The organism is Caulobacter sp. FWC2 (genome assembly GCF_002742625.1).
In the GTDB taxonomy this organism is placed as follows: Bacteria; Pseudomonadota; Alphaproteobacteria; order Caulobacterales; family Caulobacteraceae; genus Caulobacter.
This window is the reverse complement of sequence record NZ_PEBF01000001.1, coordinates 3,851,793-3,863,125: the sequence shown is the minus strand read 5'-3', so window position 1 is coordinate 3,863,125 and position 11,333 is coordinate 3,851,793. Positions and strand designations below refer to the sequence as shown.

At 67.5% G+C, this 11,333-nt stretch carries 14 protein-coding genes and 2 tRNA genes; 9 read left to right on the top strand and 7 right to left on the bottom strand.

Annotation, left to right across the window (positions count from 1 at the left end):
• The first annotated feature begins 33 nt into the window (after positions 1-33).
• Complete coding sequence (locus CSW62_RS18430) at positions 34-906, top strand: alpha/beta fold hydrolase (protein ID WP_099580295.1); 873 nt, start codon at positions 34-36, stop codon at positions 904-906.
• Positions 907-910: 4 nt separating this feature from the next.
• On the opposite strand, the gene CSW62_RS18425 is transcribed toward CSW62_RS18430, so the two are convergent.
• Positions 911-1,771, bottom strand: coding sequence for an SDR family oxidoreductase (locus tag CSW62_RS18425; RefSeq protein WP_099580293.1), 861 nt, complete (start codon positions 1,769-1,771; stop codon positions 911-913).
• 149 nt (positions 1,772-1,920) lie between these two features.
• Here CSW62_RS18425 and CSW62_RS18420 point away from each other — a divergent pair.
• The 7 genes from CSW62_RS18420 (at position 1,921) to CSW62_RS18390 (ending at position 6,520) form a co-directional block, all read left to right on the top strand.
• Positions 1,921-1,995 (top strand) — tRNA-Gly (locus tag CSW62_RS18420).
• Between the two features lie 49 nt (positions 1,996-2,044).
• Positions 2,045-2,119 (top strand) — tRNA-Gly (locus CSW62_RS18415).
• A 111-nt stretch (positions 2,120-2,230) separates the two neighbouring features.
• Positions 2,231-4,012 carry a DUF885 family protein gene (locus CSW62_RS18410; RefSeq protein WP_099582357.1) on the top strand — a complete coding sequence of 594 codons (1,782 nt, stop codon included), beginning with the start codon at positions 2,231-2,233 and terminating at the stop codon, positions 4,010-4,012.
• 2 nt (positions 4,013-4,014) lie between these two features.
• Entirely contained in the window at positions 4,015-4,350 is a 336-nt protein-coding gene (locus CSW62_RS18405) for a hypothetical protein (protein ID WP_099580291.1), read from the top strand.
• Between the two features lie 13 nt (positions 4,351-4,363).
• The gene (locus CSW62_RS18400; protein ID WP_099580289.1) at positions 4,364-5,284 is read left to right on the top strand and encodes a sugar kinase; all 921 of its coding nucleotides are present in this window, start codon (positions 4,364-4,366) and stop codon (positions 5,282-5,284) included.
• Positions 5,285-5,420: 136 nt separating this feature from the next.
• Positions 5,421-5,792 carry a helix-turn-helix domain-containing protein gene (locus tag CSW62_RS18395; protein WP_099580287.1) on the top strand — a complete coding sequence of 124 codons (372 nt, stop codon included), beginning with the start codon at positions 5,421-5,423 and terminating at the stop codon, positions 5,790-5,792.
• Between the two features lie 62 nt (positions 5,793-5,854).
• On the top strand, positions 5,855-6,520 hold the full coding sequence (locus CSW62_RS18390) for a DUF6456 domain-containing protein (protein ID WP_099582356.1): 666 nt from the start codon (positions 5,855-5,857) through the stop codon (positions 6,518-6,520).
• A 13-nt stretch (positions 6,521-6,533) separates the two neighbouring features.
• Here the strand turns inward: CSW62_RS18390 and CSW62_RS18385 are convergent, their stop codons facing one another.
• Positions 6,534-7,277, bottom strand: coding sequence for a glucose 1-dehydrogenase (locus CSW62_RS18385; protein WP_099580285.1), 744 nt, complete (start codon positions 7,275-7,277; stop codon positions 6,534-6,536).
• 214 nt (positions 7,278-7,491) lie between these two features.
• On the opposite strand from CSW62_RS18385, the gene CSW62_RS18380 reads away from it, so the two are divergent.
• Complete coding sequence (locus CSW62_RS18380) at positions 7,492-7,965, top strand: GatB/YqeY domain-containing protein (RefSeq protein WP_099580283.1); 474 nt, start codon at positions 7,492-7,494, stop codon at positions 7,963-7,965.
• Between the two features lie 46 nt (positions 7,966-8,011).
• On the opposite strand, the gene CSW62_RS18375 is transcribed toward CSW62_RS18380, so the two are convergent.
• The 5 genes from CSW62_RS18375 to CSW62_RS18355 form a co-directional block, all read right to left on the bottom strand.
• A complete protein-coding gene (locus CSW62_RS18375; RefSeq protein WP_099580281.1) occupies positions 8,012-8,332 on the bottom strand; it encodes a helix-turn-helix transcriptional regulator in 321 nt (106 codons plus the stop codon).
• 86 nt (positions 8,333-8,418) lie between these two features.
• Positions 8,419-8,871, bottom strand: a complete 453-nt coding sequence (locus CSW62_RS18370; protein WP_099580279.1) for a PA2169 family four-helix-bundle protein — start codon at positions 8,869-8,871, stop codon at positions 8,419-8,421.
• Positions 8,872-8,932: 61 nt separating this feature from the next.
• The gene (locus tag CSW62_RS18365) at positions 8,933-9,883 is read right to left on the bottom strand and encodes a rhodanese-related sulfurtransferase (protein WP_099580277.1); all 951 of its coding nucleotides are present in this window, start codon (positions 9,881-9,883) and stop codon (positions 8,933-8,935) included.
• Complete coding sequence (locus CSW62_RS18360) at positions 9,876-10,316, bottom strand: SufE family protein (RefSeq protein ID WP_099580275.1); 441 nt, start codon at positions 10,314-10,316, stop codon at positions 9,876-9,878. Before CSW62_RS18360 ends, CSW62_RS18365 begins: the two co-directional genes overlap by 8 nt.
• A 43-nt stretch (positions 10,317-10,359) precedes the next feature.
• On the bottom strand, positions 10,360-11,154 hold the full coding sequence (locus CSW62_RS18355; RefSeq protein WP_099580272.1) for a sensor histidine kinase KdpD: 795 nt from the start codon (positions 11,152-11,154) through the stop codon (positions 10,360-10,362).
• Positions 11,155-11,333: the final 179 nt, after the last annotated feature.

Sequence of the window (11,333 nt, the reverse complement as noted above, 5' to 3'; positions counted from 1 at the left end):
CGTTTTAGTTAGCGAAAGGATCAAGGCGACGCCATGACCGAATCCCCCGGCGCGCTGTCGCGCGCAGACGGCTCGAAGATCGCTTTCCGCCGTGTCGAGGGCGAAGGCCCCACGGTCGTATGGCTGGGCGGCTTCCATAGCGACATGACCGGAACCAAGGCCGAGGTCCTGGCCGAGCAGGCCAAGGCGACCGGCGGCAACTATGTCCGCTTCGACTACTTCGGCCACGGCGCGTCCGATGGCGCCTTCAAGGACGGCACGATCAGCCGCTGGCGCGAGGACGCCCTGGCGGTGATCGACGACCTGACCGACGGGCCGCTGGTGCTGGTTGGCTCATCGATGGGCGGCTGGCTGGCGTGCCTGGCCGCCATCGCCCGGCCCGACCGGGTCAAGGCCATGGTGCTGATCGCCCCCGCGCCGGACTTCACCGAGAAGCTGATGGAGCCGGAACTGTCGGCCGAGGCCAAGGCGGCCATCGCCCGCGACGGCTTCTGGACCCGGCCGTCCGAGTACGACGACGGCGGCTATGCGATCACCCGCGAACTGCTGGAAGACGGCGCGCGGTGGTCGATCCTGCCGGGACCCGTGCCGATCGACGTTCCGGTGCGGGTGCTGCAAGGCGGCGACGACCCGGACGTGCCGTGGACCCACGCGCTTGAACTGGCCAACGCCCTCAACAGCCAGGATGTCGTCTTCACCTTGATCAAGGACGGCGACCACCGTCTCTCGCGTCCCCAGGACCTGCAACGCTTGGTCGCCGCCGTCGCCGAGGCCAACGGCCTGGCCGAACCGGAGGAAGGCGACCTCGTCTCCCGCCGCCTGGCGCGGGCGGCGCGGCTCCGCAACGCGGCGGGCCTGGAGGCCGTGGGGATCACCCCGATCACGCCCGCGATCGACGACGAGTGAGCCTCTAACCACCCACCCGCAAAATCGCCGCCAGCCCCTCGCGATAAGTCGGATAGGCCGGCCGCCAGCCCAGCTCGGCCTTGGCTAGCGCGTTCGAGACGCGCTTGTTCTCGGCGTAGAAGCGGCGGGTGGCGGGGGACATGCCCAGTTCGTTGAAGGGGAGGTCCGGCGGGACCGGGACGCCCAGCAGGTGGGCGGCGTGCTCCATGACGTCCTGCGGCGGAGCCGGCGCGTCGTCGACCAGGTTGTAGACCCCGCCCGCCTTAGGCCGGTCCAGTGAGGCCAGCAGGCCCGAGACGATGTCGTCCAGGTGAATGCGGCTGAACACCTGGTCCGGCTTGACGATGCGACGGCCTTCGCCGGCCCGCAGGCGGTCCAGAGCGCTGCGGCCAGGACCGTAGATCCCGGGCAGGCGGAAGGTGGTAACGGTCAGTCCCATGCCGCGCCCGACCTCACGCCAGTCGCGCTCGGCCCCCACGCGGCGGGCGCCCTCGACCGACTGGGCCTTCAGCGGCGCCGTCTCGAACACCCAGCGGCCATCGTAGTCGCCGTAGACGCCCGTCGTGGACAGATAGCCGATCCAGTCGGGGAAGGCCCGGGCCTGGGCCAGGGCGGGAACCAGCGATTCGAGGGCTGGGCAGCCATCAGGGCCCGGCGGGGCGGTGACGAGCACGGCGTTCACCCCCTGGAGCGCGGCGGCCATGGCCTCTCGATCGTCCGGATGGGCGGGCGTGATTCCCTGGGCGCGCAGCCGATCGGCCTGGTCCGCGTCCCGCGCCGTGGCGGCGATCTCCCACCCTCGGGCTCGCAAGGCGCGCGAAAACGCCGCGCCGACATAGCCCAGACCGAACACAAACAGACGCAACGGCTAGAACTCCGCCCCCGGAAATGCAGTTCGGATCAAGCCTCCGAAAAAAGGCTGTCGGCAACCCCTCAAAGGGCGCTTGCCAAGCGCGAAGCCCTCTGCCATAAGCCGCCTCCTCGTCGCGGGGCGCTCTTTTGAGCCTCGCCGATGCGGGCGTAGCTCAGTGGTAGAGCACAACCTTGCCAAGGTTGGGGTCGAGAGTTCGAATCTCTTCGCCCGCTCCATTCTTCCGGAATTTCGGAGGAATGGAGCGACTATATATCTCGCGAATGGGCGGGCGTAGCTCAGTGGTAGAGCACAACCTTGCCAAGGTTGGGGTCGAGAGTTCGAATCTCTTCGCCCGCTCCATTCTCGATCCTCTTCCGAAAATTCAGACACCTCTTACCGGTCCCCGCCAGGGGATCGCGGTCAGCGATTCGCGTGTCGCCGGGCGATCCGCGTTCGCCTAAGCTGCGCCTCATGACTCGCATCGCACCCTGGCGCGCCGCCCTGGCGGGCGTCTGTCTCGCAGCCCTGGCCGTCTCGGCCGCGTGGGCCGCGCCCTCCGACAATCTGAGCAGCCTGGTCGCCCGCTACGAGGCGCTGGGCAATGCCGACGAGGATCCGGATTCCGGCGGCGCCAACGAGGCGCGTTGGCGTCTGCCCGACGTCTCGCCGTCCGCCGACGCCGCGCGCCTGACCAAGCTGAACGCGATCTCCGCCGCCCTGTCGTCGATGGACACGAAAGGTCTATCCGACGAGGAAAGGCTGACCCGCGACCTATTGCTGTGGACCGTCAAGGACCGCATCGAGGCGGCGGGCTACGACGAGTCGCGGATGCCGTTCAGCAGCGACGGCGGGTTCGACGTGATGATGCTGTACCGCGCCAGCGGCATGAATCTGAAGAGCGAGGCCGAGGCCAGGCGCTGGATCGGCCTGCTCAACGCCATGCCCGGCTGGTGCGCGGCCAATATCGACAACGCCCGTCGCGGTGTGAAGACCGGCTTCGTCCAGGCCATTCAGACCGCCCAGGCGGTGCAGGAGCGCGCCCAACGCGCGCTCGCCACGCCGCTGGCCGACGATCCGCTGATGGCCCCGCTGCGCGCTCTTCCGGCCAGCATTCCCCAAGCCACGCGCGCGGCCCTGGTCGCCGAGGGCGAGAAGGCGATGACCGACAAGGTCGCGCCGGCCCGCGCTGCGTTCCTGAAGTTCATGAACGACGAGTACGTCCCGCACGCGGCCAAGAGTCTGGCGGCCTCGGATCTGCCGGACGGCAAGCGCTACTACGCCTTCCTGGCGCGCCGGCACACGACCACCACCCTGACGCCGGACCAGATCCACGACATCGGCCAGGCCGAGGTGGCCCGCATCCGCACCCGCATGCAGGAGACCATGAAGGCCGCCGGCTTCCAGGGCGACCTGCCGGCCTTCCTGGCCATGCTGCGCAAGGACCCGCGTTTCTACGCCGCCAGCCGCCAGCAACTGCTGGAAAAGTCCTCAGAGATCGCCAAGCGCGCCGACGACCAACTGCCGGCCCACTTCGGCGTCCTGCCGCGCCTTACCTATGGCGTGCGCCCGGTGCCGGCGAGCATCGAGAGGGGCTACACCACCGGCCGTTATTTCGGCGGCGACGCCAAGCTCGGTCGGGCCGGCGGGCTGATGATCAACACCTCGGAGCTGGACCAGCGACCGCTGTACGAGCTGCCGGCCCTGGTGCTGCACGAGGGCGCCCCCGGCCACCACATCCAGACCTCGCTGGCCGCCGAGCAGACGGGCGTTCCCGAGTTCCGGCGCAACCTCTACTTCAACGCCTTCGGCGAGGGCTGGGGCCTCTATTCGGAATGGCTGGGCGAGGAGATGGGGATCTATCGCGACCCCTATGAGGTGTTCGGCCGCCTGTCCTACGAGATGTGGCGCGCCTGCCGCCTGGTGGCCGACACCGGCATGCACTGGAAGGGCTGGACCCTGGAACAGGCCCGCGCCTGCTTCACCGACAACACGGCCCTGTCGCCGACCAATATCGAGGTCGAACTGAAACGCTACGTCTCCTGGCCCGGCCAGGCCCTGGCCTACAAGATAGGCGAGCTGAAGCTCTTGGAACTGCGCAAGCGGGCCGAGGCCAAGCTGGGCGACAGGTTCGACGAGCGCGGCTTCCACGACGCGGTGCTGCTGCACGGCTCGCTGCCGCTGGCGGTGCTGGAGACGCGGATCGACGCCTGGATCGACCAGCAGTCCAAGGCTCAGCCGGCCAAGAAGAAATAGCCATGATCACGGGTGGCGGCTGGGTGCTGGCGAGGCGGCTGGTGGACGAGTTCTCGTTCCTTGCCGGCTATTTGGACGAGAACGGCGCTGAATTGCCCTACACCTTTTTCTGGGCTTTGGGCGCCGTACTGGCGGGCCAGGATGAGACAGTGACGGTCGACGCGCCGGCCCGAATCCTGGCGCGGATCGACGATGCTCTGGCGACAGGTGACGACGACATCGTCGAACTCGTTCATTCGATGTTTGAGACACATCGGGAAGGAGAATTCCTGCCAGGACTGAAACCAATGATGGGGCCAGCCCTACTGCGAATCTATCCTATGTACCGAGCTGACTGACGCGGAGCTGACCATGGCCAGGATCACCGTACTGGGCGAATGCATGGTCGAGCTCTCGCCGGAGAGTTCCGACAGCCTCTACCGGATGGGCTTCGCCGGCGACACGTTCAACACCGCGATCTACATGGCGCGGCTCGGCGATGAGGTCGCCTATTGCACGGCGTTGGGGCAGGGCGATCCGTTCAGCGAGGGCGTGCTGTCGGCCATGCGCCGCGAGGGCATCGACACCCGCCTGGTCCGCCAGGTCGAGAACCGCCTGCCGGGCCTTTACGCCATCGTTCTCGACGAGCACGGCGAGCGGAAGTTCCACTACTGGCGCGAGCGGGCCCCGATCCGAGACCTGTTCTCGGCCCACACCGCCGACCAGCTGATCGAGGCGGCCAAGGCCAGCGGCCTCGTCTACCTGTCGGGCGTCACCCTGGCGGTGGTCGGCGACATCGGCCGCGCGCGTCTGAAGGACATCCTGGCCTATGTCCATTCGCTGGGCGTCGCCGTGGCCCTGGACTTCAACTACCGCCCGGCCCTGTGGCCCAGTGCTGAAGCGGCTCGCGCGGGGTTGGACGGCGTCGTTCCGTCCTGCCGCTACATCTCGCTGAGCAGCGAGGACAGCCGCCCGCTCTACGGCCGCGAGGCCGAGGACCTGGCCGCCGAATGGGCCGCGGCCGGCGCGGAGGTGGTGGCGCGCGACGAGAGCCACGCGGTCAATGTCCACCAGCCGGAAGGCCGCACGGCGACGCCGCCGCCGGGCCGGGTGAAGGCTGTCGACACCACGGGCGCGGGGGACAGCTTCAACGCCGCCTACCTGTCATCGCGGCTGGCAGGGCTTTCGATCGACGAATCGGTGAGGCGGTCGCACGCGCTCGCCGCGACCGTGGTCTGCTGCAAGGGCGCGATCATTCCCGTGGACTCAATGCCCGTCTGGGTGCGGGATTAGAGAACGCAGATCTATTTTCTTTCAAAGGCTTAGCGTTTGTTCGCTTGAGTGTAATAGGAATATCTTCCTCACCTCAGGAAAATAAACCTATAGTGGTTCTCGCCCGCCGCGCTCGCGGCAGGGAGGAGAGGACGCCATGCTGGTTCAAGCCCTTGAGGATATCTGGGCGATCACGCCCGATCCCCGTCGCGACCGCCTGACGGTCGGTTTTGTCACCCATCTTGTTTCCCTGGCCACCGGCGTGCCGGCGGCCGAGATCAGCGCGCCCAGGCGCGCCACCCACGCCGCGGTCCGCGCGCGGCAACTGGCCATCTACCTTACCCACATCACCTTCCACTGGCCGTTGTCCCGGGTGGCCTTCGCGTTCGGCCGTGACCGCACCACCTGCGGTCACGCGTGTCGCAAGATCGAGGACATGCGCGAGGACGCGACCTTCGATCGCCGGCTCTCGGATCTGGAAGCCTGCCTGCGCCAGGCGCCGGCCCATGCCGAGGAGATCCCGGCGTGAGCGCGACCCCCAGCCAAATCTTCGAGACCGACCTGGAAGCCCGCCGTCTGGCCGAACGCGCCATGCGGCTGCTGTCGCGGCCCGGCGCGGTGGTCGAGGCCCAGGCGTTGGGCTACGGCGTACGCCTGGGGGCCAGTCGCCGACGCAGCGTGATGCTGACCTTGGACGAGGCGGCGTTCCAGGCGCTGGCTCGCGAGGCGACCTTGACGCCCCGCGCTCAGGGCGGCTGGACGATGACGGCGCGGCCGGAGCCCGTTGCGCCGCCGGCGGGGCGGCCGGGCGTGATCGAAGAAGAGGTCGCTACGCCCAGCGGTCTGGTGCGGCGCAATCTCGGCGAGTCGCCGATCGCCTGGCTGGCGCGTCGTCGCGACAGGAATGGACAGCCCTGGCTGACGCCGATCGAAGCGGCCGCCGGCGAGCGCCTTCGTGAGGAGTTCGAGAGCCTGGGCGCCCAGGGCCGGATGACCATGCGCTGGGACGCGACGCCGCGTGTCGATGGCGGGCGACCGGGCCTGGCCCCGGCCGAACGCGACATCGCGGCCCGCCAGCGGATCGCCAAGGCGCTGACCGAGGTCGGCCCCGGCCTGCGCGAGATCCTGGAGCGGGTGTGTCTGCTGGGCTCGGCGCTGGAGACGGCCGAGCGGTCGCTGAAGCTGCCGCGCCGGGCGGGCAAGACGGTCCTGAAACTCGCCCTGCAGCGCCTGGCGCGGCACTATCGGATGGCGTGAAAGCCCTCGGGGGTTAGCGGTTGCCGCCGGCCACGGCGATGATCTCGCCGGTGATCCAGAAGCTTTCCGGCGAGGCCAGGAAGGTCGCCACCGGGGCGATGTCCGACGGCTGGCCCAGGCGGCCCAGCGGGGTCTGGGCGACCATCTGGGTCTCCAGATCGCTGCCGATGATGCCCACGGTATGGGTGCCTTCGGTCTCGACCGCGCCGGGCGAGATGGCGTTGACGCGGATCTTGCGCGGACCCAGCTCCTTGGCCAGCACGCGGGTGATCGAGTCCACCGAGGCCTTGGTCGCCGTGTAGACCGCCGCGGTGGGGATATCGACCGTGGTCGCCGCCGAGCTGATGTTGATCACGCTGCCGCCATCGGCGCCAAAGCGCTTGGCCGCCTCCTGGGTGGCCAGCAGCAGGCCCAGGACGTTGATGTTGAACTGGCGGTGGAAGTGCGCCTCGGTGACGTCTTCCAGCGCGGCGAATTCATAGACCCCGGCGTTGTTCACCAGGATATCGACGCCGCCGAACGCCTTGTGGGTCTCGTCGAACAGACGCGCGACGCTGTTAGCCACGTCGCCGTGAACCGCGATGGCCTTGCCGCCGGCGGCGGTGATCTCGGCCACGACCTTGTCGGCGCCTTCACGGCTGGAGGCGTAGTTGACGGCGACGGCCGCGCCTTCGGCGGCCAGGGCCTTGGCGATAGCCGCGCCGATGCCCTTCGAGGCGCCCGTGACGACGGCGGTCTTGCCAGCAAGCTTGCTCATGATCTCTCTCACTCGTTTACGCCCTAACGGCGCATGTTTCGACATTTAGATACATATCGAAGCGTTTCAATGAGCGAGGTTCGCGAGATTTTCTGAAGGGCTGTCGGCACAGGCTAGAAGTGTCCCGTAAACGGGTTAGAGCTGTCAAAATCGCGTGCCCGTCGCGAAGGCCGCTACGACACTATCTAATTGAGTGAACTGAAAGGACGACGACATGGCTTTGCTCGACGAACTCAAGGCTGACCAACTCGCGGCGCGCAAGCTGAACGACCGTCTCAAGGCCGACGTGCTCACCACCTTGATCGGCGAAGCGACGCAGATCACGACCGAGGAATTCAAGCGCGGCGTGACGGAAGTCACGGACGAAAAGGTTGTCGCGACCGTCGCGAAGTTCTTGAAGAACACGAAGCTGACGCTGGATAACCTCGCGACCGAACGCGCGCGTCTGATCGAAGCCGGTGGCGATGCGTCGAAGGTGGACGCGCGAACCAAGGCGGCTGAAACCGAACTGGCGATCCTGTCCTCGTATGGCCCAAAGCAGATGACGGAATCGGAGTTGCGCGAGGCGATCGACGACTTCCGGGCCAAGAACCCCGGCGCCAACGTCGGGATGATCATGGCCCACCTGAAGACCAGCTTCGGCGGCCAGTATGACGGCAAGGTGGCCAGCGCCTTGGCCAAGGCTTAGATCGAGGACAACGGTTCAAGCCAACGCAGGGAGTGTCGCGCCGTCTTCAGATCTCCGCGAGCTGGGCGAGGTAGGCGTTCAGGACGTCGCGTTGCAGGACCAGGAAGGCGAACTTGCCCTGGCGGCAGATCTTGATCAGCCCGGCGTTCTCGAGCTCCTTCATGTGGTGCGAGAAGGTGGCGGCGCTGACCGCCACGTGCTGGGCGACCGCGCCGCAGGCCGTCGGCTCGCTGTTGGCGCCGATCTCTTTCAGGATCTGGCGACGGCGGGGCTCGGCCAGGGCCTTGGCGATCAGGTTCACTTGCCTCTCGTCAAGAACAAGAGGGGCGTCGAGAACGATGGGCGGCGCGTCTTCCATGGCCTTCATATGCGTTCGGTCGGGCGCGGAGGCAAATCCGCATGCAAAGGGCGGGACCTTTCGATCCCGCCCTTCGGTGTTTTCAGCGCTGAAGCCTAGTGCTTCAGCGAGAGCTTGAGGTCGCGCATCTGGTCGTGGCCGGACTTCACAGAGGTCCAGGCCTTGTCGATCACCGCGCGGGTCTGGGCGTCGACGTCGGTGTCCTGCAGAGCCTTTTCGTACTTGGCCTTGATGTGGTCCTCGCCGGCCTCGACCTCGTTGACGACGGCTTCGTCGCCCTTGGTGATCGAGTCTTTCAGGTTCAGGAACACGCGGTGGGCGGCGGCCAGGATGGTGCCGTCGTCCTTGGGCTCACCGCCCAGGCGGCGAACCTCGTCCTGCAGTTCTGAGGCGACCGTGCGGCGTTCCTGGGCGCGGCGCTCGAACAGGTCCTTGTAGCGCGAGGCGTCGGCGTCCTTGGCGGCTTCGGCATAGCCGTCGGCGCTGTCGATGGTGGTTTCGACCAGGCCGTTGACGAGCTTGATGTGGTCTTCGTTGGTATGGGCCATGGGGCGGCTCCTCGTTGGGAAGGAAGGGGAGCCGGGTCAACGCGGGGCGGTGGCGAAGCGTTCAGCTTGACCGTGAAGGAAATGTCGCGCCGACGTGATCGATGCCCAGGGCCTCGCAGTGCTGGGCCTGCCGGTGGCGTTCGGCGGCGCGAGCCTTCTGGTCGTCGCTACGCTGGTCGTGGCAGGCGGGGCAGGCGACGCCCTCGACATAAAGTGGCGAGGCCTGGGCCTCTGGGCTGACCGGCATGCGGCAGCCCCGGCACAGGACATGGGTCCCTTGCGACAGGCCATGGCCGACCGCGACCCGCTCGTCGAACACGAAGCACTCGCCGCGCCACAGGCTCTCGGGTTCGGGCACCTGCTCCAGATAGTCGAGGATGCCGCCCTTCAGGTGAAAGACGTTCTCGATCCCTTCGGCCTTCAGGAAGGCGGTCGACTTCTCACAGCGTATGCCGCCGGTGCAGTACATGGCCACCTTCAGCGGCGCGGCGTCCGGACCGCGTTCGGCCTCGAGGGTCTGGCGAAAGTCGCGGAACCAGGCCGGGAATTCCGAGAAGCTGGCCGTCTTGGGATCGACCGCGCGCGCGAACTGGCCGACCGCGACCTCGTAGTCGTTGCGGGTGTCGATCACCACGACATCGGGATCGGCGATCAGGGCGTTCCAGTCGCGGGGATCGACATAGGTGCCGGCGTCGGTCGGATCCAGGTCCGGCTCGCCCAGGGTGACGATCTCTTTCTTCAGGCGGACCTTCATCCGGTGGAACGGCATGCGCTCGGCCCAGGCGGTCTTGGGCGTCAGATCGGCGCAGCCGGGCAGGGCGCGGATGTGGGTGAGCACCGCCTCGACCGCGGCGTCCTCGCCGGCGATGGTGCCGTTGATCCCTTCGCGGGCCAGAAGCAGGGTGCCCTTGACGCCGAGGCCGCAGCACAGCGCCGCCAGCGGGCCCTGAATAGCCGCCGGATCGTCGAACCGCGTGAAGCGATACAGCGCGGCGACGCGGAAACTAGCCAAGGGCGAGCTTTCCAAGCGCGCTCTGGGCGTCGTGCTGGATGCGGGCGACCATCGACTTCAGGCCGTTGGAGCGTTGCGAGGACAGGGCCTCGGACAAACCAAGCTTGTCCATCGCGCCCTTGGCGTCGAAGGCGGCGATGTCGGCGGGCGTGCGGCCGGAATAGAGGCGCAGCATGATGGCGACCAGGCCGCTGACGATGTGAGCGTCGCTGTCGCCCTTGAACGCCAGGGTCCCATCGGCTTGAGGCTGGGTGACCAGCCAGACCTGGCTGGCGCAGCCGCGCACCTTGTTGTCTTCCGAGCGCTCGGCATCGGTCAGCGGCTGGAGCTCCTTGCCCAGTTCGATCACGTAGCGATAGCGCTCTTCCCAGTCGCCGAGGAGCTCGAACTCGTCTGCGAGGTCGTTGAGGGCGGTGTCGATCGGACTGGTCATGGCGGCCACTTAGGGGGCGCGCCGGTCCAAGGCAAGCTTGGGCCTACGCGGCGGGTAGGATCAGCCGCGCCAGGAAGCCCGCGCCCAGGCTGGAGGACAGCCTCAGCTGCCCGCCCATGGCTCGCGACAGCAGGTCGACGATCGGCAGGCCCAGGCCCACGCCTTCCTGGGTCCGGGTCAGTGCCGAACCGCCCTGTTCGAACGGCTGCAGCAGGCGCGGCAGTTCGGAACTCTCCACGCCGGGGCCCTGGTCGCGGATGGTGATCTCGATCTCGCCGCCGATCCTGGCGGCGGCGACATGCACGACTCCCCCAGCAGGCGAGTGCGTGACAGCGTTCTGCAGGAGATTGGAGAGCATGGTCCGCAGGCCGCGACTGTCAGCGACAGCGCTGGGCAGGGCGCCCTGATTGACCACGTGAACGATGACGTCCCGACGGGCGATGTCGGCCTTCAGGCCGTCGATGACGTCGTCTAGCGCCTCGTCCAGCGGCTCGGGCGTCATCTCGATATCGGTCACATGCCCCTCAAGGCGGGCGATCTCGACGATCTGGTTGACCAGCTTCAGGAGCTTCATGCCGCTCTCGTGCACGATCCCCGCATATTCCTTGTATTGCGGGTTGCCGAGCGGTCCGTAGAGCTCGTGCGACAGGATCTCCGAGAAGCCGATCACGGCGTTCAGCGGGGTGCGCAGCTCGTGGCTGACCATGCGCAGGAACGAGCGCTTGCGATCGTCGAGCGCCAGCCGTCGGCGCTCGTTCGCGACCGCCCGGCGGTCGGCCGGAGCGGGGTCCGCGAAAGCGCGGTCGGACAGTGCGTCCAGGGACGCCGGTTCTGGCATGGCGGGCTCCCGGACCTTCTGTCCGTTACAACTTGAGATCGGGAGGATGCCGACTCGCGCTTACGATTCCGTTTCCATCCACAGCGCTTCCACGAGGAAAGGTCGCTCAATGATTGTGTGGCCTTGGAGGGAAGGGCTCCCTCGCGTTAAGGTTTGAAGACGGCGCCTCCCCGCCGCGC

Bases quoted from the DNA above. Each gene is read 5' to 3' on its own strand.
- CSW62_RS18410 (WP_099582357.1), top strand. From the start codon at position 2,231: ATGACTCGCATCGCACCCTGGCGCGCCGCCCTGGCGGGCGTCTGTCTC.
- CSW62_RS18400 (WP_099580289.1), top strand. From the start codon at position 4,364: ATGGCCAGGATCACCGTACTGGGCGAATGCATGGTCGAGCTCTCGCCG.
- CSW62_RS18390 (WP_099582356.1), top strand. From the start codon at position 5,855: ATGCGGCTGCTGTCGCGGCCCGGCGCGGTGGTCGAGGCCCAGGCGTTG.
- CSW62_RS18405 (WP_099580291.1), top strand. From the start codon at position 4,015: ATGATCACGGGTGGCGGCTGGGTGCTGGCGAGGCGGCTGGTGGACGAG.
- CSW62_RS18395 (WP_099580287.1), top strand. From the start codon at position 5,421: ATGCTGGTTCAAGCCCTTGAGGATATCTGGGCGATCACGCCCGATCCC.
- CSW62_RS18355 (WP_099580272.1), bottom strand. From the start codon at position 11,154: ATGCCAGAACCGGCGTCCCTGGACGCACTGTCCGACCGCGCTTTCGCG.
- CSW62_RS18375 (WP_099580281.1), bottom strand. From the start codon at position 8,332: ATGAAGGCCATGGAAGACGCGCCGCCCATCGTTCTCGACGCCCCTCTT.
- CSW62_RS18370 (WP_099580279.1), bottom strand. From the start codon at position 8,871: ATGGCCCATACCAACGAAGACCACATCAAGCTCGTCAACGGCCTGGTC.
- CSW62_RS18360 (WP_099580275.1), bottom strand. From the start codon at position 10,316: ATGACCAGTCCGATCGACACCGCCCTCAACGACCTCGCAGACGAGTTC.
- CSW62_RS18430 (WP_099580295.1), top strand. From the start codon at position 34: ATGACCGAATCCCCCGGCGCGCTGTCGCGCGCAGACGGCTCGAAGATC.
- CSW62_RS18385 (WP_099580285.1), bottom strand. From the start codon at position 7,277: ATGAGCAAGCTTGCTGGCAAGACCGCCGTCGTCACGGGCGCCTCGAAG.
- CSW62_RS18380 (WP_099580283.1), top strand. From the start codon at position 7,492: ATGGCTTTGCTCGACGAACTCAAGGCTGACCAACTCGCGGCGCGCAAG.